Source organism: Micromonospora sp. NPDC048907, assembly GCF_055586885.1.
The window spans coordinates 223429-248288 of sequence record NZ_JBVJHI010000008.1 but is presented as its reverse complement, the minus strand read 5'-3'; the positions used below and the strand labels follow the sequence as shown (position 1 = coordinate 248288).

18 protein-coding genes and 2 pseudogenes are annotated in these 24860 nt (G+C 73.2%); 16 read left to right on the top strand and 4 right to left on the bottom strand.

Annotation, left to right across the window (positions count from 1 at the left end; translation table 11 throughout):
- Positions 1 to 777 (bottom strand): annotated as a pseudogene (locus ACZ6PY_RS26345) (hypothetical protein); the annotation flags it as partial.
- Positions 778 to 952: 175 nt separating this feature from the next.
- Entirely contained in the window at positions 953 to 1888 is a 936-nt protein-coding gene (locus ACZ6PY_RS26340; protein WP_466076531.1) for a LysR family transcriptional regulator, read from the bottom strand.
- 77 nt (positions 1889 to 1965) lie between these two features.
- Here ACZ6PY_RS26340 and ACZ6PY_RS26335 point away from each other — a divergent pair, with 77 nt between their 5' ends.
- The 6 genes from ACZ6PY_RS26335 (at position 1966) to ACZ6PY_RS26310 (ending at position 8856) form a co-directional block, all read left to right on the top strand.
- On the top strand, positions 1966 to 2649 hold the full coding sequence (locus ACZ6PY_RS26335) for a succinate dehydrogenase cytochrome b subunit (protein WP_466076528.1): 684 nt from the start codon (positions 1966 to 1968) through the stop codon (positions 2647 to 2649).
- A 1-nt stretch (position 2650) separates the two neighbouring features.
- On the top strand, positions 2651 to 4585 hold the full coding sequence (locus ACZ6PY_RS26330; protein WP_466076515.1) for a fumarate reductase/succinate dehydrogenase flavoprotein subunit: 1935 nt from the start codon (positions 2651 to 2653) through the stop codon (positions 4583 to 4585).
- Positions 4582 to 5343, top strand: coding sequence for a succinate dehydrogenase/fumarate reductase iron-sulfur subunit (locus tag ACZ6PY_RS26325; protein WP_466076512.1), 762 nt, complete (start codon positions 4582 to 4584; stop codon positions 5341 to 5343). Before ACZ6PY_RS26330 ends, ACZ6PY_RS26325 begins: the two co-directional genes overlap by 4 nt.
- 155 nt (positions 5344 to 5498) lie before the next feature.
- Positions 5499 to 6683 carry a zinc-dependent alcohol dehydrogenase gene (locus ACZ6PY_RS26320; protein WP_466076509.1) on the top strand — a complete coding sequence of 395 codons (1185 nt, stop codon included), beginning with the start codon at positions 5499 to 5501 and terminating at the stop codon, positions 6681 to 6683.
- Positions 6680 to 7624, top strand: coding sequence for an SDR family NAD(P)-dependent oxidoreductase (locus ACZ6PY_RS26315; protein WP_466076507.1), 945 nt, complete (start codon positions 6680 to 6682; stop codon positions 7622 to 7624). The genes ACZ6PY_RS26320 and ACZ6PY_RS26315 overlap by 4 nt, the downstream gene beginning before the upstream one ends.
- An 89-nt stretch (positions 7625 to 7713) precedes the next feature.
- Positions 7714 to 8856 (top strand): MBL fold metallo-hydrolase, encoded by a 1143-nt coding sequence (locus ACZ6PY_RS26310; RefSeq protein ID WP_466076504.1) that lies wholly within the window; start codon positions 7714 to 7716, stop codon positions 8854 to 8856.
- Between the two features lie 9 nt (positions 8857 to 8865).
- Here the strand turns inward: ACZ6PY_RS26310 and ACZ6PY_RS26305 are convergent, their stop codons facing one another.
- Positions 8866 to 10377 (bottom strand): deoxyguanosinetriphosphate triphosphohydrolase family protein, encoded by a 1512-nt coding sequence (locus tag ACZ6PY_RS26305; RefSeq protein ID WP_466076501.1) that lies wholly within the window; start codon positions 10375 to 10377, stop codon positions 8866 to 8868.
- A gap of 154 nt (positions 10378 to 10531) precedes the next feature.
- Between ACZ6PY_RS26305 and ACZ6PY_RS26300 the strand changes: the two genes are divergently transcribed.
- A complete protein-coding gene (locus ACZ6PY_RS26300) occupies positions 10532 to 13063 on the top strand; it encodes a Tex family protein (protein ID WP_466076498.1) in 2532 nt (843 codons plus the stop codon).
- Positions 13064 to 13359: 296 nt separating this feature from the next.
- Entirely contained in the window at positions 13360 to 13794 is a 435-nt protein-coding gene (locus ACZ6PY_RS26295) for a hypothetical protein (protein WP_466076495.1), read from the top strand.
- Here the strand turns inward: ACZ6PY_RS26295 and ACZ6PY_RS26290 are convergent.
- A pseudogene (locus ACZ6PY_RS26290) lies at positions 13757 to 14599 on the bottom strand (DUF389 domain-containing protein). The gene ACZ6PY_RS26295 and the pseudogene ACZ6PY_RS26290 overlap by 38 nt on opposite strands.
- A gap of 352 nt (positions 14600 to 14951) precedes the next feature.
- On the opposite strand from ACZ6PY_RS26290, the gene ACZ6PY_RS26285 reads away from it, so the two are divergent.
- The 8 genes from ACZ6PY_RS26285 (at position 14952) to ACZ6PY_RS26250 (ending at position 24811) form a co-directional block, all read left to right on the top strand.
- A complete protein-coding gene (locus tag ACZ6PY_RS26285; RefSeq protein WP_466076492.1) occupies positions 14952 to 15635 on the top strand; it encodes a sugar transferase in 684 nt (227 codons plus the stop codon).
- A 76-nt stretch (positions 15636 to 15711) separates the two neighbouring features.
- Positions 15712 to 16860 (top strand): DegT/DnrJ/EryC1/StrS family aminotransferase, encoded by a 1149-nt coding sequence (locus ACZ6PY_RS26280; RefSeq protein WP_466076488.1) that lies wholly within the window; start codon positions 15712 to 15714, stop codon positions 16858 to 16860.
- The gene (locus tag ACZ6PY_RS26275) at positions 16857 to 17495 is read left to right on the top strand and encodes a NeuD/PglB/VioB family sugar acetyltransferase (protein WP_466076485.1); all 639 of its coding nucleotides are present in this window, start codon (positions 16857 to 16859) and stop codon (positions 17493 to 17495) included. Before ACZ6PY_RS26280 ends, ACZ6PY_RS26275 begins: the two co-directional genes overlap by 4 nt.
- Positions 17492 to 20182 carry an O-antigen ligase family protein gene (locus tag ACZ6PY_RS26270; protein ID WP_466076482.1) on the top strand — a complete coding sequence of 897 codons (2691 nt, stop codon included), beginning with the start codon at positions 17492 to 17494 and terminating at the stop codon, positions 20180 to 20182. Before ACZ6PY_RS26275 ends, ACZ6PY_RS26270 begins: the two co-directional genes overlap by 4 nt.
- The gene (locus ACZ6PY_RS26265) at positions 20179 to 21381 is read left to right on the top strand and encodes a glycosyltransferase family 4 protein (protein ID WP_466076479.1); all 1203 of its coding nucleotides are present in this window, start codon (positions 20179 to 20181) and stop codon (positions 21379 to 21381) included. Before ACZ6PY_RS26270 ends, ACZ6PY_RS26265 begins: the two co-directional genes overlap by 4 nt.
- Positions 21375 to 22292 carry a D-glucuronyl C5-epimerase family protein gene (locus ACZ6PY_RS26260; protein WP_466076476.1) on the top strand — a complete coding sequence of 306 codons (918 nt, stop codon included), beginning with the start codon at positions 21375 to 21377 and terminating at the stop codon, positions 22290 to 22292. The genes ACZ6PY_RS26265 and ACZ6PY_RS26260 overlap by 7 nt, the downstream gene beginning before the upstream one ends.
- Entirely contained in the window at positions 22285 to 23457 is a 1173-nt protein-coding gene (locus ACZ6PY_RS26255; protein ID WP_466076473.1) for a glycosyltransferase family 4 protein, read from the top strand. Before ACZ6PY_RS26260 ends, ACZ6PY_RS26255 begins: the two co-directional genes overlap by 8 nt.
- 73 nt (positions 23458 to 23530) lie before the next feature.
- Positions 23531 to 24811: a glycosyltransferase family 4 protein gene (locus tag ACZ6PY_RS26250; RefSeq protein ID WP_466076469.1), complete on the top strand. Its 1281-nt coding sequence runs from the start codon at positions 23531 to 23533 to the stop codon at positions 24809 to 24811.
- The last annotated feature ends 49 nt before the right edge of the window (positions 24812 to 24860 follow it).

Sequence of the window (24860 nt, the reverse complement as noted above, 5' to 3'; positions counted from 1 at the left end):
CACCGGGATGTCACCCGACGACCCGCTACCGAACTTGAACACCCGCGTCGCCACCCCACTGTTGACATCCCGCAGATAGAACGTCGACGTCGACGCCCGGTACACCCCCACCGTGTCCACCCCATCGTTGTTCCAGTCCCCCGACACCGGAATGTCCTCGGTGCGGCCGCCCGCCGCGTTCCAGAGGGCGCCGACGATGAGCTGCGCGTCCGGCACCATGGGCTGATACCTGTCGGGGTAGGCGGACACCTGCACCGCCTGGCAGACCTCGCCGATCGGCGCGGTCGCCCAGCTGCCGTTCGGGTACTCCCGCTGCATGGCGTTGAGGAAGGCGTTCGTGGCGTAGGCCGGGTCGAGCCGCTGAGCGCGCGTCCCCCACCACTCCTGCTGCTGGAACAGGCCGAGGCTGGTGTGGTCCACCTCCCTGCTGACGTTCTGCAGACGGGACTCGACCAGCACGGTGGCGATCGCGATGACCCCCGCGCGCTGGGCCAGACCGCGCTCCCGCACCGCCTCGACCACCTCTCGCGCGCAGGAGACGCGGTACGCGGTCAGGTTGTTGCGCATGTCCGACGTCAGCTGCGGATTCAACTGGCTGGCCACCGCCGCGTCGGCGGCGGTGGGGCCGGTGGGATCGCAGGCGACGGTCTCGTAGACGGCGGTGACCGGAGCCAGCGCCGGTGGCATTTCCGGCTGCCCGGCGCCGTCCGCGGCCCACGCCGGTGCACCCTGGGGGACGGCCGTGGCGAGGACGGCCGTGGCGCCGAGCAGCGCCATTCTCGACAGGCTGATGTTCATTCGTGCTGGTCCATTCGCGACACCCTCCAACAACCGCCCAGTCCCATCGAACGGGCTTGTGCGTCAGAGGTTGCTGCACGCCCCTGGAGGGCAGCTGAAGCGCGGCCGACCGGACCAAACCCGTACCGCGGCGCGCCGTGGATCCCGGGCCTGACTAGAGCGGCTCGACCCCCGCCGGGAGCTGGTCGGCCGCGGTGGCGTCGTGCACGTAGTCCAGGAGGATGCGGCGCAGCTCGCGGCCGGCGTGGGTGGGCACCACGTCGCGGCGGCGGGCCACCGCGATGGTCCGGCGGACGCCGGGCGGGGCGAGCCGGGTGACCCGGATGCCGGGGCGCCGGGTGACCGCGATGCCGGGCACCAGGGCCGCGCCGAGCCCGGCCTCGACGAAGCTGAGCACGGCGTCCAGCTCCCCGCCGTCCACCGAGAGGGTCGGCTCGAAGCCGGCCGCGCGGCACGCCTGGAGCGTGGCGTCGCGCAGGTCGTAGCCCTGGCGGAACATCACCAGCGGCTGGTCGCGCAGGTCGGTGATGCGCACCTCGCCCCGGTCGGAGGCGGCCGGCAGCGGGTCGACCGAGGCGACGACGAGGCTCTCGCGCAGGATCGGGTCGGCGCGCAGCCCCGGGTCGGTGCCGGCGGACGGCATGATGATCAGCGCCAGGTCGAGGTCGCCGCGGAGCAGGTCGCGGACCAGGTCCTGCGAGCCGCCCTCCTCCACCTTGAGGTCGACGGTGGGGTGGGCGTCGCGGAACCGGCGCAGCACCGGGGGCGCCAGCGAGGTGGCCAGGCTGGGGGTGGCGCCGAGCCGGACCCGGCCCCGGCGCAGCCCGACCAGCTCCTGCACCTCGCGCGTGGCGGTGTCGACGTCGGCGAGGATCCGCTTGGCCAACGGCAGCAGCACCTCGCCCGCCGCGGTGAGGGCGATGTTGCCCCTTACCCGCTCGAACAGCGGGGCCCCCAGGTCGGTCTCGAGGGCGTGAATTTGCTTACTCAACGAGGGCTGCGTGATGCCCACCAGATCGGCAGCTTGGGTGAAATGTCGTACTTCTGCGACCGCGACGAAGTACCGGAGCTGATGGAGCTGCATCTGTATAGCCTACGGCTATCAAGGCTGCGAGGTCGATGCATTGGACGACTGATCAAACTGCTCCTAGCGTCGGTCGCGTGGTAATCACGAAAACTCGGTCGCCCATCCGCTCGAACGTCGGCCTCAAGGCCGTCATGGCGGTGACGGGCATCATCCTCGTGCTGTTCCTGATCGCGCACATGCTCGGCAACCTGAAGATCTTCACGGGCGAGACCTCGTTCGACCACTACGCGCACTGGCTCCGCGAGATCGGGACGCCGCTGCTGCCGTCGACCTGGTACCTGTGGATCCAGCGCACCGTGCTCACCGTGGCGGTGATGGCGCACATCGTCTCGGCCACCGTGCTCGCGATGCGCGCCCGGGCCGCCCGCCCCGTGGCGTACGCGCACCGCAGGAAGATCCACGTGAACTACGCGGCCCGCACGATGCGCTGGGGTGGTGTGATCATCCTGCTCTTCGTGATCTACCACATCCTGGACCTGACGACCGGTCACCTGAACCCGCAGGGCGACCCGGCCAACCCCTACGGCAACGTGGTCCAGGACTTCGCGGCGGACCGCTGGTACGTCACGCTCTTCTACACCCTGGCGATCGTCACGCTCGGCTTCCACCTGCGGCACGGCGCGTTCAGCGCGTTCCGCAGCCTCGGCCAGCAGACCCCGAAGGGCGAGCGCCGGGCGCGCGCCGCGGCCCTCGTCCTCGCCGTCGCGCTCTGCGTCGGCTACCTCGTGGTCCCGTTCGCCGTACTCACCGGATTGGTGGCCTGACATGGATCTCTTCACCACCGGCGACCCGATCGCCGACACCAAGGCTCCCGACGGCCCCATCGAGACCCGCTGGGACCGCCACCGGTTCGAGATGAAGCTGGTCAACCCGGCCAACCGGCGGAAGCTGACCGTGATCGTGGTCGGCACCGGCCTGGCCGGCGGCTCCGCCGCGGCGACCCTGGCCGAGCAGGGCTACCACGTGAAGTCCTACTGCTACCAGGACAGCCCGCGCCGGGCCCACTCCATCGCCGCGCAGGGCGGCATCAACGCCGCCAAGAACTACCGCAACGACGGCGACTCGGTGCACCGGCTCTTCTACGACACCGTCAAGGGCGGCGACTTCCGCTCCCGCGAGTCGAACGTGCACCGGCTGGCCGAGGTCTCGGTCAACATCATCGACCAGTGCGTCGCCCAGGGCGTCCCGTTCGCCCGCGAGTACGGCGGCCTGCTCGACACCCGCTCCTTCGGCGGCGCGCAGGTGCAGCGCACCTTCTACGCCCGGGGCCAGACGGGCCAGCAGCTGCTGCTCGGCGCGTACCAGGCGCTGGAGCGCCAGATCGGCCTGGGCAACGTGGAGATGAACGCCCGGCACGAGATGCTCGAACTGGTCGTCGTCGACGGCAGGGCCCGCGGCATCGTGGTCCGCGACCTGGTGACCGGCGAGATCAGCACCGAGATGGCCGACGCGGTCGTGCTCGCCTCCGGCGGCTACGGCAACGTCTTCTACCTCTCCACCAACGCCAAGGGCTGCAACGTCACCGCCTCCTGGCGGGCACACCGCAAGGGCGCGTACTTCGCCAACCCCTGCTACACGCAGATCCACCCGACCTGCATCCCGGTCTCCGGCGACCACCAGTCGAAGCTGACGCTGATGAGCGAGTCGCTGCGCAACGACGGCCGGGTGTGGGTGCCCAAGGCCAAGGGCGACACCCGCAGCCCGAAGGACATCCCCGAGGACGAGCGGGACTACTACCTGGAGCGGATCTACCCCTCCTTCGGCAACCTGGTCCCCCGGGACATCGCCTCCCGCGCCGCCAAGAACGTCTGCGACGAGGGGCGCGGTGTCGGCCCGGGCGGGCTCGGCGTCTACCTCGACTTCGCCGACGCGATCAACCGGCTCGGCCGCAAGGCCATCGAGGCGAAGTACGGCAACCTCTTCGAGATGTACGAGCGGATCACCGGCGAGGACCCGTACGAGGTCCCGATGCGGATCTACCCCGCCGTGCACTACACGATGGGCGGCCTCTGGGTCGACTACGACCTCCAGTCGACCATCCCGGGCCTGTTCGTGATCGGCGAGGCGAACTTCTCCGACCACGGCGCGAACCGGCTCGGCGCCTCGGCGCTGATGCAGGGCCTGGCCGACGGCTACTTCGTGCTGCCGAACACCATCGCGAACTACCTGGCCTCCGGCCCCCTCGACAAGGTCGACGCCAGCCACCCCGAGGCGGTGGCGGCGCGGACCGAGGTCGAGGAGCGGCTCCAGCGGCTGCTGGCGATCAACGGCGACCGCACGGTGGACTCGTTCCACCGGGAGCTGGGCCAGATCATGTGGGAGCACTGCGGCATGGAGCGCTCCGAGGCCGGGCTGCGCAAGGCGATCGACGAGATCCGCGCCCTGCGCGACGAGTTCTGGCAGCGGGTCCGCGTCCCGGGCGACGGCGAGGGGCTCAACCAGTCGCTGGAGAAGGCCGGCCGGGTGGCCGACTTCTTCGAGCTGGCCGAGCTCATGTGCATCGACGCCCTGCACCGCGAGGAGTCCTGCGGCGGCCACTTCCGGGCCGAGCACCAGACCCCCGACGGTGAGGCGCAGCGCGACGACGACCGGTTCTCCTACGTGGCCGCCTGGGAGTACACCGGCACCGGTCAGCCCGTGCTGCACAAGGAAGACCTGACCTTCGAATACGTCCACCCCACGCAGCGGAGCTACAAGTGAACCTGACCCTGCGCATCTGGCGCCAGAAGGGCCCCGAGGACAAGGGTCAGATGGTGACCTACCCGGTGCAGGACGTGTCCCCGGACATGTCCTTCCTGGAGATGCTCGACGTGCTCAACGAGCGGCTGATCCTCGACGGCGAGGAGCCGGTCGCGTTCGACCACGACTGCCGCGAGGGCATCTGCGGCATGTGCAGCCTCATGATCAACGGTGAGGCGCACGGCCCGCAGCGCGGCACCACCGCCTGCCAGCTGCACATGCGGCAGTTCTCCGACGGTGACACGATCGACATCGAGCCGTGGCGGGCCCGGGCCTTCCCGGTCGTCAAGGACCTCGTGGTCAACCGCAGCGCCTTCGACCAGATCATCGCCGCCGGCGGGTACGTCACCGCGCCGACCGGCAGCGCCCCGGAGGCGCACTCCACGCCGGTGGCCAAGGCCAACGCGGACGCGGCCTTCGAGTCGGCCGCCTGCATCGGCTGCGGCGCCTGCGTAGCGGCCTGCCCGAACGGCTCCGGCATGCTGTTCACCGCCGCCAAGATCACCCAGCTCTCGCTGCTGCCGCAGGGCCAGCCCGAGCGGTACACCCGGGTGATCGGCATGGTGGACGCGCACGACGAGGCCGGCTTCGGCGGCTGCACCAACATCGGCGAGTGCGCGGCGGCCTGCCCGAAGGGCATCCCGCTGAACACCATCGGCCGGCTCAACCGGGACTACCTCAAGGCGACGGCCAAGCGCGCCGGCACCCCGGGGTCCTGAGCCTCCCGCCGTCCGACCCACCCGACCGCCGCGCCCCGCACCCGGGGCGCGGCGGTCGCCCTTTTCCGGGGGTACGCGGGCCGCCCCGCCGCCGGTTCAACAGCTCTCCCGCGGGTAGCAGTCCGGTGGACGGCACCGAGAGGGGACATTCAGGCATGAAGGCACTGACCTGGCACGGCAAGCGTGACGTCCGCGTCGAGGACGTACCGGACCCCAAGATCGAGGAGCCGACCGACGCGGTCATCCGCGTCACCTCGACCGCCATCTGCGGCTCGGACCTGCACCTGTACGAGGTGCTCGGGCCGTACCTCAACCCCGGCGACGTGCTGGGGCACGAGCCGATGGGCGTCGTCGAGGAGGTCGGCCCGGGCGTGACCCGGCTCAAGCCCGGCGACCGCGTGGTCGTCCCGTTCAACATCTCCTGCGGCTCGTGCTGGATGTGCGACCGCCAGCTCTACGCCCAGTGCGAGACCACCCAGGTGACCAGCCAGGGCAAGGGCGCCGCGCTGTTCGGCTACACCTCGCTCTACGGCTCCGTCCCGGGCGGGCAGGCCGAGTACCTGCGCGTGCCCCAGGCCCAGTTCGGCCCGATCAAGATCCCGGAGACCGGGCCCGACGAGCGCTGGCTCTACCTCTCCGACATCCTGCCCACCGCCTGGCAGGCCGTGAAGTACGCCGACACCCCGCGCGGCGGCACCCTGGCCGTGTTCGGCCTCGGCCCCGTCGGGCAGTTCTGCGCCCGCATCGGCCGGCACCTCGGCGCCGACCGGGTGATCGGGCTCGACCTGGTGCCGGAGCGGCTGGAGATGGCCCGCCGGCACGGCATCGAGGTGCTCGACGTCAGCGAACTGGACGACGTGCCCGGTGCGCTGATCGACCTGGTCGACGGGCGCGGCCCCGACGCGGTCATCGACGCCGTGGGCATGGAGGCGCACGGCGCGCCGCTCGGCAAGGTCGCCCAGGCAGCCGCCGGCCTGCTGCCCGACAAGCTGGCCCAGACCATGACCGACAAGGCCGGCGTGGACCGGCTCGTCGTGCTGCACGCCGCCCTCAAGGCGGTCCGGCGCGGCGGCACCGTGTCGGTCTCCGGCGTGTACGGCGGCGAGCAGGACCCCATGCCGCTCATGGAGATGTTCGACCGGGGCGTCCAACTGCGCATGGGCCAGTGCCACGTCAAGCGCTGGGTAGACGAGATCATGCCGCTGCTCGCCGGCGACGACGACCCGCTCGGCGTCGAGGACCTGCGGACCCACCGGCTGCCGCTGGCGCAGGCGCCGCGGGCGTACGAGATGTTCCAGAAGAAGCAGGACGGCTGCGTCAAGGTCGTGCTCGAACCGTGAGCCGCACGGTGGTCATCACCGGCGCGACCAGCGGGATCGGCCGGGCGGCGGCCCGGGAGTTCGCCGGCCGCGGGGACCGTCTGGTCCTCGCGGCCCGCTCCCCCGCCACCCTGGCCCAGGTACGCGACGAGTGCCGGGCGGCCGGCGCCGAGGTGCTGACCGTACCGCTGGACGTCACCGCGCCCGGCGCGGTGGCCGCGCTGGCCGACGCGGCGGAGGCCGAGTTCGGCGGCATCGACGCCTGGGTGCACACCGCCGCCGTGATGGCCTACGGCCGCTTCGACGAGACCCCCGCCGAGGTCTTCGACCAGGTCGTCCGCACCGACCTGCTGGCCGCGGGCGAGGTGGCCCGGGTGGCGCTGCGCCGCTTCCGGGCCGCCTCGGCCGGCACGCTGGTCCTCACCGGCTCGGTCCTCGGGCACATCACCGCGCCCTACATGAGCGGCTACGTGGCGGCCAAATGGGGCCTCCAGGGGCTGGCCCGGGCGTTGCAGCAGGAGGCCCGGGAGACCCCCGGCGTGCGGATCTGCCTGGTCAACCCGGGCAGCGTCGACACGCCGGTCTACCGGCAGGCGGCGAACTACCTGGGCCGCGTCGGTCGCCCGCCGCCGCCGGTCACCACACCCGAGCGGGTGGCCCGGGCCATGGTCGACTGCGTCGACCGGCCCCGCCGGGAGGTGTCCGTGGGGCGGCTCAACGTCGTCATGCGGTTCGGGTTCACCGTGCTCCCCGGCGTGTACGACGTGCTGGTGGGGCCGCTCATGCGGCTCGCCGGGCTGACCAACCAGCCGATCGCACCCCACCCGGGCATCATCTTCGACCCGAACCCGGCCGGTGAGGGCGTCCGGGGCGGCTGGCTGCCCGACGTGTCGCGGGCGGTCCGCTCGGTGGGCGGGGCGACCGCGGCGGCCGGCTCGGCGCTGCTGCGCCGGCTGCGCTGACCGGGGCACCGGCGGGGTGCGTCGTCGCCCGCGCGGGGTGGCGGGCGGATGGCTACCGTGTACTGCGGGACACGGCGGAGGGACGGGACATGCGGGAAGCGGACCGGGAACTGGACCGGGCGGTCGGCGGGCGGCTGTGGCGGCTGACGGGGCTGGCCGCGGTGGCCGGGCTGGCCTGGGCGGCGCGGGACGTGCCCGCCCAGCTCGGCGGCCGGCTCGCCGGCGCCCGCGCGGAACGGGCGGCCCGCTCGCCGCGCTTCCGCGACGGCACCTTCCACAACCCGTCGGGCACCCGCAGCACCATGGTCGCCGACCCGGGCCGGAACCTGGTCAAGGAGCTGATCTTCGGCAAGCAGAAGCGGCGGCCGGGCAGCGCCGTGCCGGTGCTGCGCCCGGCCGACCCGACGCCGGCCGACCCGGCCCGCGAGCTGAACATCGTCTGGTACGGCCACGCCTCCACGCTTGTCGAGATCGAGGGGCACCGGGTGCTGCTCGACCCGGTCTGGAGCGACCGCTGCTCCCCGTCGGCGCTGGTCGGCCCGCGCCGCATCCACGAGCCGCCGGTCCGCCTGGAGGAGCTGCCGCGGCTCGACGCCATCCTCATCTCGCACGACCACTACGACCACCTCGACCTGGCGACCGTCCGCGGGCTGCTCGCCCACCAGTCCGCGCCGTTCCTGGTACCGCTCGGCGTCGGCGCCCACCTGGACCGGTGGGGCGTGCCGGAGGACCGGATCGTCGAGCTGGACTGGTCGGAGAGCCACCGCGTCGGCGGGCTCACCCTCACCGCCACCGCCGCCCAGCACTTCTCCGGGCGGGGCCTGCGCCGCGACGGCACGCTCTGGAGCTCCTGGGTGGTGGCCGGCGCGCAGCGCAAGGTCTTCTACACCGGCGACTCCGGCTACTTCGACGGCTACGCCGAGATCGGCGCCGAGCACGGCCCCTTCGACGTGACGCTCATGCAGATCGGCGCGTACGACCGGGCCTGGCCGACCATCCACATGTTCCCCGAGGAGGCCGTCGCCGCCCACCTCGACCTGCGCGGCGGGCTGTTCGTCCCGGTGCACTGGGCCACCTTCAACCTGGCCCTGCACGACTGGTCCGAGCCGGTGGACCGGCTCTGGGCCGAGGCGAAGGCCCGGGACGTCCGGCTGGCCGTGCCCCGGCCCGGCGAGCGGGTGGTGGTGGACGAGCCGCCCGCGGTGGACGGCTGGTGGCAGGCGGTCGCCTGAGCCCCCGCCTCAGAGCACGAAGGCGTCCGTCCAGAGGGCGCCGGAGCGGCCGGAGAGCGCGTCCAGCATCGCCACCGCCTGCCCGTCGGTGAGCTGCGCGACGAAGTCGACGATCGCCCGCCCCCGGGCCCGGCCGATCCGGTCCGGCGTGCGCGGGTGCAGCTCCGCCTCGGCCAGCTCGACCAGGTCGTGCAGCCGGCGGGGCAGCCGGGACTCCTCCTCCGGGTCGAGCAGCCACTCCCACAGCGCCTCCACCAGCGTGCCGAGCAGCCGCGCCTGGCCCCGCTGGTGCAGGGCCAGGTCCGGGCGGGCCAGCACGAACCGGTGGTGCACGAACTTGAGCACCTGCACCTCGTGCCACTGCGGCTTGGCCAGCAGCACGTACCCGGACCGGACGTCCGGCTCCGGGGTCACCGTGATGGCGTCGACGAACCGGGTGGACCAGCGGGCGGAGAACCGGGCCACGTACTGCTCGGCCTCGATCGAGCCGTCGAACGGCAGCGCCAGCAGCCCCTCCACCAGCTCCTCGCGGACGTGCTCGACGGCGGCGGCGAACGCCTCGTCGTCGGCGATCCAGGCGTCCTTGCGGTGCAACTGGCGGCGCAGCCGTTCGATGGCCGCACCCGGCCGCCGGCCCGCCGCGTCCAGGGCCGAGGAGGTGATCGCCCGGAAGTGCCCGCACTCGCGCTGCCAGGCCGACAGCTCGGCGGCCACCGCGCCCTGCTGGAGCACACCGACCCGGTAGAAGTCCTCCACGTCGTGGATGGCGTACGCGATGTCGTCGGCGGTGTCCATGATCGACGCCTCGGGCGTCTGCTGCCAGTCCGGGATCCGGCCGGCGAACGGCTCCCGGGCCTGCCGCAGGTCGTCCAGCTCCGTCCGGTACGCGCCGAACTTCACCGACCCGCTCTCCGGGTCGTCGGGCGGGCCGGCCGCGCCGCGCGGGGCCGGGTCCAGGTGCCGCGGGTGCGGGTCCGGGTGGTCCAGCCGGGTCCACGGGTACTTCAGCATCGCCGCCCGGACCGCCGCGGTCAGGTCCAGGCCGGTGGTCGCCGCGCCGCGGATCTCGGTGCTGGTGACGATCCGGTACGACTGGGCGTTGCCCTCGAAGCCGTCGGCCAGCCCCAGCCGCTGCCGGGCCAGCCGGTCCAGCACCCGCTCCCCCAGGTGGCCGAACGGCGGGTGCCCGAGGTCGTGGGCGAGCGCGGCGGCCTCCACCACGTCCGGGTCGCAGCCGCCCAGCTTCTCCAGCAGGTCGCGGTGCGCCGGGTCGGCGGTCAGCCGCTCGGCGACCGCCCGGGCCACCTGCGCCACCTTGAGGCTGTGGGTGAGCCGGTTGTGCACGAGCAGTCCCGACCCGCCCGGGCTGATCACCTGGGTCACCCCGTTCAGGCGGGCGAAGAAGGGTGACCCCACGATGCGGTCCCGGTCGGCCCGGAACGGGCTGGCCGCCAGGTCGCCGAGCGCCCGGGCGCTGCCGCCGAAGAGCCGCCGGGCCCGCGGATCCGCAGGTTGTTCCATGATCGCCACGCTAGCGCAGGGCGCACGGGGTCGCGATGCGCCGGTCAGCTGCTGGGGCTGGCGTGACGGATGGGTCCGGGCGGGTGCCGCGCGGCCGGCGGCGACCCGACCGGCACAATGACTGCCGAACCCACCCGAGAAGGCGGATCAGATCGTGACCCAGTCTGTGCACCAGCGGATCGCCGAGGAACTCGGCGTCGCCGAACGCCAGGTGCGGGCGGCCGTCGAGCTGCTCGACGGCGGCGCCACCGTGCCGTTCATCGCCCGCTACCGCAAGGAGGCCACCGGCCTGCTCGACGACGCGCAACTGCGCACCCTGGAGGAGCGGCTGCGCTACCTGCGGGAGCTGGACGAGCGCCGGGCCGCGGTGCTGGAGTCGATCCGCGGGCAGGGCAAGCTCGACGAGGCGCTGGAAGCGCAGATCATGGCGGCCGACTCGAAGTCCCGGCTGGAGGACATCTACCTGCCCTACAAGCCGAAGCGGCGGACCCGGGCGCAGATCGCCCGGGAGGCCGGGCTGGAGCCCCTCGCCGACACGCTGCTGGCCGACCCGACCCGGGACCCCCGCGCCACGGCCGCCGACTTCGTCGACGTCGACCGGGGGGTGGCCGACGCCGCCGCCGCGCTCGACGGCGCGCGGGCCATCCTCATCGAGCGGTTCGCCGAGGACGCCGACCTCATCGGCACGCTGCGGGAGCAGATGTGGTCGCGGGGCCGGCTGGTCTCCCGGGTACGCGAGGGCCAGGAGACGGCCGGCGCCAAGTTCGCCGACTACTTCGACTTCGCCGAGCCGTACACGAAGCTTCCCTCGCACCGGATCCTCGCCATGTTCCGCGGCGAGAAGGAGGGCGTGCTCGACCTGACCATGGACCCGGAGGCCGACGGCGACTCCGACGCCGTGGTCACCGGCCCCACCCGCTACGAGGCGGCCATCGCCGGCCGGTTCGGGGTCAGCGACCAGGGGCGGCCCGCCGACCGCTGGCTCACCGACACGGTGCGCTGGGCCTGGCGTACCCGGATCCTCGTCCACCTCGGCGCCGACCTGCGGCTGCGGCTCTGGCAGGCGGCCGAGGAGGAGGCCGTCCGGGTCTTCGCCACCAACCTGCGCGACCTGCTGCTGGCCGCGCCGGCCGGCGCGCGCCCCACCATGGGCCTCGACCCGGGCCTGCGCACCGGCGTGAAGGTGGCCGTGGTGGACGCCACCGGCAAGGTGGTCGCCACGGACACCATCTACCCGCACGAGCCGCGCCGGCAGTGGGACGCCTCCGTGCACACGCTGGCGACCCTGGCCGCCGCGCACGGCGTCGAGCTGGTCGCCATCGGCAACGGCACCGCCAGCCGGGAGACCGACAAGCTCGCCGCTGACCTGATCAAGCGGCACCCGGAGCTGAAGCTGACCAAGGTGGTGGTCTCCGAGGCCGGCGCGTCGGTCTACTCCGCCTCCGCGTACGCCTCCCAGGAGCTGCCCGGGCTCGACGTCTCGCTGCGCGGCGCGGTCTCCATCGCCCGCCGCCTCCAGGACCCCCTCGCCGAACTGGTGAAGATCGACCCGCGGTCGATCGGCGTCGGGCAGTACCAGCACGACCTGTCCGAGGTGAAGCTGTCCCGCTCCCTCGACGCGGTCGTCGAGGACTGCGTCAACGCGGTCGGCGTCGACGTCAACACCGCCTCCGCCCCGCTGCTCACCCGGGTCTCCGGCATCGGCGCCGGGCTGGCCGAGAACATCGTGCTGCACCGCGACGCCAACGGGCCGTTCCGCACCCGTGGCGAGCTGCGGAAGGTGCCCCGGCTCGGACCGAAGGCGTTCGAGCAGTGTGCCGGCTTCCTGCGCATCCCGGGCGGCGACGACCCGCTCGACTCCTCCAGCGTGCACCCCGAGGCGTACCCGGTGGTGCGCCGGATCCTCGCCCACACCGGCCAGGACCTGCGCGCGCTGATCGGGAAGTCGGCCATCCTGCGCGGGCTCCGGGCGACCGAGTTCGTCGACGACACCTTCGGCCTGCCCACCGTCACCGACATCCTCGCCGAGCTGGAGAAGCCCGGCCGCGACCCGCGGCCGGAGTTCCGCACCGCCACCTTCGCCGAGGGGGTGGAGAAGATCAGCGACCTCACCCCGGGCATGGTGCTGGAGGGCGTGGTCACCAACGTGGCCGCGTTCGGCGCGTTCGTCGACGTCGGCGTGCACCAGGACGGCCTGGTACACGTCTCGGCCCTGTCGCACACCTTCGTCAAGGACCCGCGCGACGTGGTGAAGTCCGGCGACGTGGTCCGGGTCCGGGTGCTCGACGTCGACGTGCCCCGCAAGCGGATCTCGCTGACGCTGCGGCTGGAGGACGAGGCGCCGGCCGGACGCCCGCAGGGCGGCGACGGCCGCCGTGACCGCGGCGGGTCGCGCGGCGGTCGTGACGATCGGGGCGGTCCGCGCGGCGAGGGTCAGGGGGGCCGTGGACAGGGCGGTGGCGGTCCGCGCGGTGACCGGGGCGCCGGTGCCCAGGGCGCCGGTGGCCAGGGCGGCGGCGGTCCGCGGGGCGGCCAGGGCGCCGGCGGCCAGGGCGGCGGCGGTCCGCGCGGTGACCGGGGCGGCTCTCGTGGCGGGCCGCAGCAGCGGCCGGGGCGCGGCGCAGGGGCTCCGGCGCCGGAGAACAGTGCCATGGCGGACGCGCTGCGCCGCGCCGGTCTGGCCTGAGGGCCGCGCTGCGCTGCCGAGCTGACAGCGCGAACGACTCGGCTCGGCAGCGCACCCGCCCCGAGCTGAACCGGGCGGTCGGCGCGCCGTTCAATCTTGGACAGTTGCCGTTCGAGGCCGACGGCAACTGTCCAAGATCCGGAGAGGCGGCCGTCGTGCCGGTGCCCGCACCGAGGCTGAGGCGCGGTCCAGCCGGGGTGCCGAGGCGACGGCGGACGCGCCGGCCCGGCCCGAGGTGTCGGGGGTGCTGTCGAGCTGACGCGGCGGGGCGAGGCGGGGCGCGTACCCTCGCGGGCGTGGGTGGGGACGACGGTCTGGACTGGCGGGAGCGGCAGCGGCACGCGGTGCGGGCCCACGCGGCGGCCGACGCCCGGCAGCGCGCCGCCGAGCAGGAGCAGGCCGCGCAGCTGGTGGCCCGGTTCGCCGCCGAGGCGCTGCGGCGGGGGCTGCGCACCGAGCGGCTGACGGCGGCCGGCTACGACGGGCGGGGCCGCTACCGGACCCGGATCACCGGCTGGTACGTGGATCGGGCGCACAGCCGGGCGGTGGACACCGAGGGCCGCTTCTACCTGCTCACCGTGCCGCCCAGCCTGCGGTCGCGGCTGTTCGGGGCCGATCCCGAGCCCGCCCCGGCGCCGCTGGTGGTGGGGCGGGGCGGCCGGGACGGCGAGTCGGTGCCCCTGGCGACGCTGCTCAACCTGCGTCTCGAGGCGGGCGACGACTGGCGCTGACCCGCGCCGGCCGATCGGTCCGCTGCCGCGGCACGTCCCGCGCCGACCGCCGCTGCACCCGCCGCCACCAGCAGAGCTGCACGACCAGGGTGAGCAGGCCGGCCAGCACGATGGCGGCCAGGTTGATGACGAGTTGGAGGGCTGAGCCGGCCGCCTCGTGCCAGACCCCGTAGGCCGCCGCGACCGCCACGTTGGCCGCCGCCGGCACGGTGGTCACCGAGATCAGCACGCCGACCAGGGAGCCGGACTTCTTCGAGGTCAGCGAGAGCATGCCGGCGACCCCGGCGAGCAGGCCGACCACCCAGGAGAGCGCGTCCGGACGCCAGATGAAGTCGGTGAGCGGCCGGTCGGCCAGCAGCATGTCCCGGCTGACCAGCCCGGTAGCGGTGAGTGCTTAGGTGCTCAGCACGGTGGCCAGCATGGCGGCGAGGAAGCCGACCACCAGCGCCTGCACCGACCGGCCGATGACGCGCGGCTGCCGGCGCAGCAGCGCCACGCACAGCGCGGCCAGCGGGCCGAACTCCGGGCCGACCACCATGGCGCCGACGATCAGGATGGGCTGGTCGAGCAGCACGCCGATACCGGCGATCATGGTGGCGACGACGATCAGCGCGAGGAAGGTGCCGGTGAGCACCGTCTGCTCCCCGGTCTTCGCGGCGATCTCGTCCCAGACCACGGCGTCCTCACCGTGCCCGGGGGCGTCCTCCGCGGCCTTGTCCGCCGCCGCGGACAGGGTCAGCTCGACGTCGTCCGCGGCGATCGCCCCGTGCGCCTCGACGCCCAACTCCTGCAGCCGGCGCAACACGCCGTCGGCGCTCTCCCGCACCACGTCGCAGGTGACGTAGTCGCCGGCCGGCTGGCGGGCAGCCCCGGCCAGTACCACGAGGTGGGTGACGCCCGGTTCTGCCGCCAGCAGGTCGACGACGGCCGCAGACCGATCAGTGGGCGCGATCACCCGCAGATGCAACACAGCAGCCCCTTTCGAATGAGCGTTCCGCACTCTACTGCCGCTCCGAGCGCCTCAGCCGTGTCTCCCGAGGGGGCAAGGCGTTGGATCAAGGGAGGTATTCGCCTGAAAACGTGAAACCAGGCAGACCGCTCCTCTTATGGGTGTAACAACCTTTGTGTCATGGAATGAAACCTTTGCGAGGTCCGACGTGCTGCTTCCGGAGAGAACGGTCCCCCCGCCGGCACACCCGGCTGAACAGCTCCGGCGGGACCGCCTCAAGCGGGCCATCGACGTGGCCGGCGCGGCGTTGCTGCTGATCCTGACCGCTCCGCTGATGGCGGTGCTGGCGCTGCTTGTGCTGGTGACACACGGCCGTCCGGTGCTGTTCCGGCAGTGTCGAGCAGGGCTCGCCGGACGCCCGTTCCTGCTGCTCAAATTCCGCACCATGCGCGCGCCCGACCCGGTCCGGGGACTGCTCTCCGACGCCGATCGGCTGACCCGGCTGGGCCGCTGGCTGCGGGCCACCAGCCTCGACGAGTTGCCGTCACTGGTGAACGTCCTGCGCGGCGACATGAGTCTGGTGGGCCCCCGCCCGCTGCTCGACCACTACCTGTCCCGTTACACCGAGCGGCAGGCGCGGCGTCACGAAGTGCGCCCGGGCATAACCGGCCTTGCCCAGGTACGCGGCCGCAACGCCCTGAGCTGGGAGGAGAAGTTCGAGTACGACGTCTGGTACGTCGACCACCGCTGCTTGCGGCTGGACCTGTCCATCCTGGCCGCCACCGCCCGGACGGTGCTGCTCCGCGAGGGGATCAGCGCGGAGGGCGTCGCCACCGCACCGGAGTTCGCCGGGGCGGGCGCGCTGACCGCTGCGGACGGTGCACGGCGTTGACCGCCACCCGCTCCGCCGCCCTGTGCCACTCCGCGTGGCGCCCTCGTCAATCGCAGGTTGAACCGGAAGGAAACCGATGACGCGGACCATCCATCTCTCGCCGCCCGACGTGGGGCCTCTCGAGGAGTCGTACCTGATCGCCGCGCTGCGTTCGGGCTGGGTCGCGCCGGTCGGGCCGGACCTGGCGTCCTTCGAGCGCGAGATGGCGAGCCGGGTGGGAACCGCCGGCGCAGTGGCGGTGAGCTCCGGCACGGCGGCGCTGCACCTCGCCCTGCTCGGTGTCGGGGTTGATACGGGCGACGTGGTGGTGGTGCCCACGCTCACCTTCATCGCCACTGCCAACGCGGTGCGCTACACCGGCGCCCGGCCGGTCTTCGTCGACTGCGACCCGCGCACCGGAAACATGGACGTGGCCCTCACCGCGGAACTGCTCCGCGATCTGGTGCGCCGGGGTGAACGGGTCCGGGCAGTCGTGCCTGTGGACATGTTCGGGAGCTGTGTCGACTACACCGCTCTCCTGCCAGTCTGCGCCGACTTCGGAGTCGAGGTGGTGGAGGACGCCGCCGAGGCGCTCGGGGCCCGGCATGACGGACGCCCGGCGGGCTCCTTCGGCCGGGTGGCGGCGCTCTCCTTCAACGGCAACAAGATCATGACCACGTCGGGCGGGGGCATGCTCGTCTCGGACGACCAGGCCCTGCTCGACCGCGCCCGCCACCTGGCCACCCAGGCCCGGGAACCGGTGCCCCACTACGAGCACCGCGAGACCGGGTACAACTACCGGCTCAGCAACCTGTTGGCCGCGCTCGGCCGGGCCCAGTTGCTCCGTCTCGACGGGATGATCGGTCGCCGCCGCGACCTGCGGGACCGGTACGCCAAGCTCTTCGCGGCGGTGCCGGGGGTGCGGGTCCTCGGCGAGGACGACCACGAGTCCAACTGTTGGCTCACCAGCATCGTGGTCGACACGGATCAGGCCGGCTGGAGTGCCGCCGACCTCGCCGGACACCTCGCGGGGCATGGCATCGAGACCCGTCCGGTCTGGAAGCCGATGCACCTGCAGCCGGTCTTCGGCGCCGCGCAGGGACTGTTCACGGGAGCCGCCGAGCGGCTGTTCCGCGACGGCCTCACCCTGCCCAGTGGATCGGCCATGGACACCAGCCAGGTCGCGGAGGTGCTCGCCGTGATCGGTGCGTTTCTCGCCGAGCGGACGGGAGCGTCTCCCGCGTGACCACCGACTTGGTGATCGTCGGGTGCGGCGGTCACGGCCGGGAGGTGCTGACCATCGTCCGGGCGGTCAACGGCGACGCGCCGCGCTGGCGAACGGCCGGCTTCGTGGACGACCGGCCGGCCGAGGAGAACCTCAAACGCGTCCAGCGTCTCGACGTGCCGTACCTGGGCGGTCTCGACCGGCTCCGGGACCTGCCGCCGCACACCCACGTGGTCATCGGCATCGGGGACCCCCGGGTGCGCCGCGCGGTGGGTGAACGCTTGGACCTGTACGGCCTGCCCATCGCGACCCTGGTCCACCCGGCGGCCACAGTCGGCCCGGACGTCGCGTACCGGGAGGGCTTCGTCGCCTTCGCCGGCGCCCGGGTCACCACGAACGTGACGATCGGCCGGCACGTGCACCTCAACCAGAACGTCACCGTCGGGCACGACAGCACCCTGGCCGACTACGTGTCGGTCAACCCGCTCGCCGCCGTCTCCGGCGACTGTCACCTCGGGGAGGCGGTCCTGGTGGGCACCACCGCTGCGATCCTCCAGGGCCTGACCGTGGGAGCCGCCGCCACCGTCGGGGCCGGCGCCTGCGTGGTCCGGGACGTCCCGCCCGGCGTGGTGGTCAAGGGGGTGCCGGCCCGGTGACCATTCCCGTCGAACTCGACCGGCCGCGGCACCTGGCGCCGCGCACCGCCGCGCCGGCGCAGGGGATCGCGGCACCCGCCCCGCCCGGTGCCGTCGGGATCCGCGCGCTGGTCGTCGCCGCCGCCGGCACCGCCGGCTCCCGCGTCGCATCCCTGCTGATCAGCCTGGCTGCGGGGATCCTCTCCGCGCGCTCATTGGGCCCCCACGACCGGGGTCTGCTGGCGGTGTCCATCGCTGCCAGCGGCATCTTCAGCACGGTGTGCGCGGTCGGCATGGACACCGCCAATCTCCGGCTGGCCGGCCGGTCACCCGGACACCACCGGCACGCGGTCCGGGCGAGCATCGGCTACGCCCTCGTCGTCGGCACGGCGCTCGCCGGGGCGTGGGCCGCCGCCGGGCTGCTGCTCGGGCCGGGCGTGCGCCTGGGGCTCGAACCGGCCACCTTCGTGTTGGCCTTGGCCCTGTGCCCGGTGGTGCTGCTCAGCATGCTCCTCGGCTCAGTCGAGATCGGGCGGGGACGCTCCGCCGGTTACAACCTCGTCGTCGTGGTGGCTCTCGTCGTCTACCTGGCCGGGCTGGGCGGTCTGGTGGTGTCCGGCCGGGTCTCGGCGCTCACCGCCCTTGCCGCGTACGGGGTGGGACAGGTCGTGGGGTTGGTCGCGCTGGTCTGGCGCAGCCGGCCGGAGAGTGGTGCCGACACGCCGGGTGACGCCGTCGGGTACCGCTCGTCCGCGCGCCGGGCCTACCTGCCCAACCTGGCCCAGTTCGGGATGATCCGGGTTCAGGTGCCGGTGGTCCAACTCCTGGTGGGCGCCAGCGCCGTCGGCGTCTACTCGGTGGCGCTCTCGCTCGCCGAGGTCCTCCTGATCATTCCGATCGCGGTCAGTCTGGTGCTGATCCCGCCGGTGGCGAACGGCCAGGCGAACTGGCGCTCCGTGGTGCACCTGGGAGGCCGCACCCTGCTGGTCACGAGCGTGGGCGCCGCGGCGTTGGCGCTGGCGGCGCCGTATGTCGTGCCACTGCTCTACGGCCACGAGTTCGACGGCGCCGTCGCGACCGTCTGGGCGCTGCTGCCAGGCGTGGCGGTCTTCGCGCTGGCCCGGGTCGGGCAGAGCTACCTGACCGCTACCGACCGGCCGGCGGCCACGGTGGTGGCGGCGGTCGCGGCGACGGCGGTGGGTCTGGCCGCCATGGCGGTCCTCGTGCCCCGTCTCGACGCCGTCGGTGCGGGCCTGGCCGGCAGCGCCGGCTACCTGGTCTACGCCGCCGTGATCGCCCCCGCATTCCTGCGGGCCGACCCGCGGCGCGTCGCCCGCCGTCGGGCGGCGCCCCCGCGACGGTGGCGCGACGCCGGTGAGGGTGGGACCTTTCCCGCGCTGGTGGGCGGGCTCGGCGCCGTGGCCGCCATCGGGACCGGCCTGCTGGCCACCCGGCTGGCCGACGTGCCGCTGGCACTGCCCACGATGGTCGCCGCCCTGCTGCTGGTGGGCGTGGTCGCCGCCGTCCCCGTGGCGGCGCTCTGGGGACTGGCGCTGGCCGCTCCGGCGGCCCAACTACCTGACCCGTACGCGGTCAGCCCCGTGGTGCTGCTGGTGCTGAGCGCGGCCGCGGCCACGGGCGCGCTGCTGCGGCGGCGGGTCAACTGGCGGGACCGGCACTGCTCCCTGCTGGTGGTCGCGCTTCTGGCCGTGGTGCTGTTCGGCGCGACGGTGATCGGCCCCGGAGAGGGTCTGCTCGCCTCGGCCACCCAGGTCTCGATCCTGGCCGTGCCTCTGGTCTGCCTGCCTCTGGCGGTACGCGAGGGGACCTCCGCCTGGTCCCTGCTGCTCGGGTTCGCCTTCTCCGCGACCGTGGTCGGCGCGGTACAGACCGCCACCACCATGCGGGACGGGACGGCCGCGCTCCTGTCAGGTACCTCCGGCGAAGCGAACCACAACGTCTGGGGCCCGATGCTCGTCGTCGCCCTCGCCGTCCTGCTCGCCCGATGGGGCCGCCCGGCGCCCCCGCCGTTACGGCTCGCGATCCTGGTCGCGCTGCCCGTCCTGCTGCTCGGGGTGGGCTACTCGTACAGCCGCTCGTCGTACCTCGGCGCGGGGGCGGTGGTGGTCTGCTTCGCCCTACGTCGACTGGCCCGGGTGGGGCTGTGGTTGGTGGTGACCCTGCTGGTGACAGTCGCGGCGGCGCTGCCCGGCGCCAACCTCGTACCAGAGACCATCAGCACGCGGATCAACGACACCACCGCCACCGGCGCCCTCGACGTCTCGTCGGGCCTGCGCCTGGACATGTGGGCGGCGGCGCTGCGGATGACAGGGGACTTCCCCGCCTTCGGCGTCGGCTACCTCAACTTCAACGAGCGGCTGCCGGAGTACTTCATCCAGCACGTCAGCGGCGGTTCGTACCAGGCCGGTCCGCGGCTCGGCCTCCTAGCGCACCCGCACAACCTCTACCTCACCGTGCTGGCCGAGACCGGTCTGATCGGCACGGCGTTGCTCGTGGCGCTGCTCGTGCTGGTCTACCGGTCGGTCTGGCGCGGGTACCGCGCGCGTGCGGGGTGGGTGCCGGAGGCGGCCCTGCTCGGCGGCGTCGGTCTGGCGGTCTGCTCGCTCACCGGTGAGCCGCTGCTCACGCTGCCGGTCCTTATCCCGTTCGTCCTGCTGCTCAGCACCGCTACCCGGAGACCGACATGACCCCGTCCACGCTGCCGGAGGCTTCCGGTTCCCTGCGGATCCTCCAGGTCACCAGCACACCGAACGGCGGGAGCTGGTTCCACGACCAGGTCGTCGGCCTGGCCCGGCGCGGCCACCAGGTCCGGGCGGTGCTGCCGGCCGAAGGGGCGCTGTCCGCGCGGCTGCGCGCCGCCGACGTACCGGTGGAGATTGTGCCGCTCAACGGCTGGCGTCCCCGACAGTTGCCCCGGGTGGCCGCCGCCGAGCTGCGCCTGATCCGGCTGATCCGGGAATTCCGTCCGCATGTCGTGCACGCCCATCTGCTCAAGGCGAACATCGCCTGCCGAGTGGCGAACCTGGTCGGCGCCCGCGGCCTCCACGTCAACCAGGTCACCGGGATCAACCATCTGCGCAGCCCTATCCTGCGCAGGATCGACCTCGCCACGCTCTCGCGCGCCGACGTCCTGATCGGCTCCTGCACCGCGTTCGCCGACCGGTACCGCGGGTTCGGTGCCCGGTCGGTGGCGGTCAGCCACTACGGGTGCGACGTGCGGCGGCTGGATCCCGCGGCATCCGGCCGTCCCTTCCGCACGGAGTTCAACCTCGGCGAGAAGGTGCCGACGGTCGGCATGGTCGCCCACATGTACCCGACCCGCCTGCGCGCCTTCCGGGACATCGGTGTCAAGGGTCACGAGGTGTTGATCGACGCTGTCCCGCGGGTGCTGGCCCGGGTGCCCGAGGCGCACATCTTCATCGTGGGCGACGAGTTCGTCGGCACGGGCGAATACCGCCGCGAGTTGGAGGCCCGAGTGGCTCGGCTCGGTGTTGCCGACCGCGTGCACTTCACCGGACACCGCACCGACGTGCAGAACGTCCTCGCCGCGATGGATGTGCTCGTCAATCCCTCCATGGAGGAGTCGGCGTGCTACGCGATGATCGAGGCGCTGCTCATGGAGAAGGGTGCGGTCGCCAGCGACGTGGGCGGCCTCCCGGACACCGTGCAGCACGGCGAGACCGGCCTGCTGGTCCCCCCCGGCGACCCGGTCGCGCTGGCGGACGCTCTCGTGACGCTGCTCGCCGATCCGGAGCGTCGCCGGGAGATGGGACGGCTCGGCCGGCAGCGGTGCCTGCGCCGGTTCGACATCGACCGCACCGTGGCCGGCGTCGAGTCCGTGTACCGCACGGCGCTGGCCACCGCCGGCGCGGGGGGCTCATGGTGACCGCGCTCCGGTCGCTCATCGCAAGCGGCGTACGAGACCTGCGGGTCCGTGACTACCCGGTGGCCGCCGACGCGCGCCGGGACGGGCGGGGACCATATCCCCTGGTCTGGACGGACCTGCCGGGTGGCACCGCGCTGGACGCCGACGGCATCGTCACCGCGACCGGGCCCGACGGGCGGCCCTATCCCAACCCGGTGTCGATGTGCCTGTACGCACTCGGCGAGCACAGCCGGGCGCTCGCCGACGGCCGGCCGGACACAGAGCGTTTCGGGTCGTTCCTCACTCAGGCGTCGTGGCTCCGGGCGCACCAGGACGGTGCGGGTGGGTGGCGATATCCCGTGCCGGTCCCCCGTTACGGGGTGTCGCCCGGCTGGTACTCCGGGATGGCGCAGGGCATGGCGGCGTCCACCCTGCTGCGCGCGCACGACCTCACAGGCGAACACTCCTACCTGGACAGCGCCGACGGCGCCGTCGAGTTGCTCCTCCGACCGGCCGACCGAGGCGGTTGCGCCGACTACGACGAGCAGGGTCGGCCCTTCCTGGAGGAGTGTCCGGCCGTGCCACCGAGCCGCGTGCTCAACGGCGCGCTGTTCGCCCTCTTCGGGCTCGTCGAACACCAGCACCGCACCGGTGGTGACGCCCACCTCGCCGTGCAGGACCGGCTGGCGGCGGAGCTGCCCGACTTCGACCTCGGCTACTGGTCCCGGTACGACCTGCGCTGGTCCTGGCCGGCGTCGGTGAACTACCACGCGCTGCACGTCTCGCTGCTGACCGCCGCCGCGTCCCTGACCGGAATGCCCGTGTTCGGCGAGGTCGCCGACCGTTGGCGAGCCCGGCTGCGGGAGCCGGCCAGCCAGCTGCGGGCCCGCGCGGTCAAGGCAGCACAGGTCTGGCGGCACCGCCGTGGCTGACCGTGACACCGGCGACGGCACACGCGTGCTGCTGCTGGGCCCCGCGCACTCTCTGCACACCCGCCGGTGGGCCGCCGCACTCGCCGGCCGGGGGCACCGGGTGGTGCTCGCCGGCTGGGGCCCGGCCGAGCCGCTGGCCGGCGTGGACCTGCGGGTGCCGCCCGAGCCGGCCCGTGCGGCCGGCGGTTCACTGGGCGTCGCACGAGGGCTGCTCGCCACCGGCTGGTGGCTGCGCCGCGAGGTCCGCCAGGTGCGGCCGGACGTGGTGCACGTCCACTCGGTCGGCCGGGCCGGGCTGCTCGCCCTCGCCCTCCCCCGGGTCCCGGTCCGGGTGGTCACCCCCTGGGGAAGCGAGCTGCGGGCCGCCACCCGATCCAGGCTGCGCCGCTGGGTCACCCAGCTCACCCTGCACCGGGCCGACCTGGTGGTACCCACCTCCCGGTCGGTGACCGAGGAGGTCACCCGCAGCTACCGGGTGCCGGCTGCGCGCACGGCCACCCTGTCCTGGGGGGTCGACGACACGCTGCTCGCCAGCCTCGGCACCGTCGACCCGGCGGCGGTGCGCCGTCGACACGGCATCCCGGAGCAGGCCACCGTCCTCCTGTCGATGCGCGGGGTCACGCCGGTCTACCGGTCGGACGACATCCTGCGGGCGTACGCGGACGTCGCCGGTGAGCGGCCGGACCTGCACCTCGTCGTGCTCGGCGGCCATGTGCCCGGCGAGGCGGCGGCAGCCCGCGAGCACGCCGCCGGCCTGGCCGGAGTCCGCCAGCTGGCCGCGGCGTATACCGGGCGGTTGACCGTCGTCGACCGGACGCTGTCGCCGGCCGACACGTTCGCGTTGATGCGGGCCAGCGACGTGGCGCTGTCCGTTCCCCGCAGCGACCAGCGCAGCTCGGCGGTGCTCGAAGCGGCGCTCGCCGGATGCCGGCTGCTCCTCGCCGACCTACCGCCGTACCGCGAACTCCTGGCCGACGGTCTGGCCGCCGAGCTGCTGCCCGAGCCGCTCGCCAGCACGCTGGCCGACCGGCTGCGCACCGTACGGGGCCTCCCGGCCGCCGAGCGGGCGGCCAACCGGGCCTTCATCGAGACGCACGAACTGTGGTCACGCCAGGTGTCCGCCATGGAGCACTGGTACCGCCGGTTGTCGCCCGCCGCGCGGTGACAAGCCGTCGCCGCTTACCCGTCCAGCGCGGGGCACCGGGTGCCCCGCCGTCATCCGTCAGATCGGAGGGACCGTGACCGAACAGGTCCGACCTCAGCGTCACGTCCTCGTCCTCAACCACTACGCCAAGCCGCTCTCCGAGCCCGGCGGAACCCGGCATGTCGAGCTGTTCGGCCGCCTGGACGGTTGGGACTACACCATCGTCGCGGGCGACCGCGACGTCTACTCGCGCCGGCGGTTCCGCAACCGCGAGCCCCACTTCGTCCGCGTGCGGGTGCCGGGTTACACCCGGAACAACCACCGCCGGGTGCTGAACTGGCTGGGGTACGCGGCCGGCGCCCTGGTGGCCTCGCTCGCGCGGCGCCGTCCGGCTCTGGTGTACGCGTCGTCCCCGCACATCCTCACACCGGTCAGCGGTTGGCTGGCGGCCCGGCTGTGGCGGGTGCCTTTCGTCCTGGAGATCCGCGACCTGTGGCCGGAGTCCATGGTGAGCACCGGGCACCTCCGGGAGGGTTCGCCCGTGCACCGGGCCCTGCGGGCGCTCGAGACCTGGCTGTACCGCCGTGCGGACCGGATCGTCATCGTCGCCGCCGGCTGGCGGTCGTACTTCCGCGCCCTCGGGGTGGACGAGGCGAAGTTGACGTGGGTGAGCAACGGGGCCGATCCGGCGACGTTCGCCCTGCGCCACGACCGGTACCGCCCGCTACGCGACCGGATACCGGTGCACGGCCGGCTGATCGTCTTCGCGGGGGCGCACGGCGAGGCGAACGGGTTGGACGAGTTGCTGGACGCGGCGGCGGAGTTGACGGAGCACACCTTCGCGCTGGTCGGTGACGGGATCGACAAGCCGCGCCTGGTCGCCCGGGCCCGCACCGAGGGGCTCGCCAACGTGCACTTCCTCGACATGCTGCCGAAGACCGAACTCGCCGGCGTCCTGGGTGGCGCCGACATCGGTGTGCACACTCTCGCCGACGCGACGGTCTTCCGGCTCGGCGCCAGTCCCAACAAGCTCTACGACTATTTGGCCGCCGGCGTGCCGGTGGTGACCAACTGCCCGGGCGAGCCGCACGACATCGTCAACGAGTCCGACTCGGGCGCCGCGGTGGAGCCCGGCAAGCTCGTGGTCGGCCTCCGCGAGCTGGTCGACCTGGATGACGGAACGCTGCGCGCGATGGGTGAGCGGGGCCGGCTGCACATCGAGAGGCACCGGTCCCGGGCGGTCATGGCGGCGCGGCTGCAGGCCGCGCTGGACGAACTCGTGCCGCCCCACGACGCCGATGGACCGCGGGTGCCGGGCAGCCGCCGCACCGCGGACACCGAGGGATCTTCGCATACACGCCGAACCGCTCATTAAATGCGAAACCCCGACAAAACTCCTTCTCAGCCGGTAAGCAGTGAAGGAC

Bases quoted from the DNA above. Each gene is read 5' to 3' on its own strand.
- ACZ6PY_RS26330 (WP_466076515.1), top strand. From the start codon at position 2,651: ATGGATCTCTTCACCACCGGCGACCCGATCGCCGACACCAAGGCTCCC.
- ACZ6PY_RS26320 (WP_466076509.1), top strand. From the start codon at position 5,499: ATGAAGGCACTGACCTGGCACGGCAAGCGTGACGTCCGCGTCGAGGAC.
- ACZ6PY_RS26310 (WP_466076504.1), top strand. From the start codon at position 7,714: ATGCGGGAAGCGGACCGGGAACTGGACCGGGCGGTCGGCGGGCGGCTG.
- ACZ6PY_RS26305 (WP_466076501.1), bottom strand. From the start codon at position 10,377: ATGGAACAACCTGCGGATCCGCGGGCCCGGCGGCTCTTCGGCGGCAGC.
- ACZ6PY_RS26280 (WP_466076488.1), top strand. From the start codon at position 15,712: ATGACGCGGACCATCCATCTCTCGCCGCCCGACGTGGGGCCTCTCGAG.
- ACZ6PY_RS26265 (WP_466076479.1), top strand. From the start codon at position 20,179: ATGACCCCGTCCACGCTGCCGGAGGCTTCCGGTTCCCTGCGGATCCTC.
- ACZ6PY_RS26260 (WP_466076476.1), top strand. From the start codon at position 21,375: ATGGTGACCGCGCTCCGGTCGCTCATCGCAAGCGGCGTACGAGACCTG.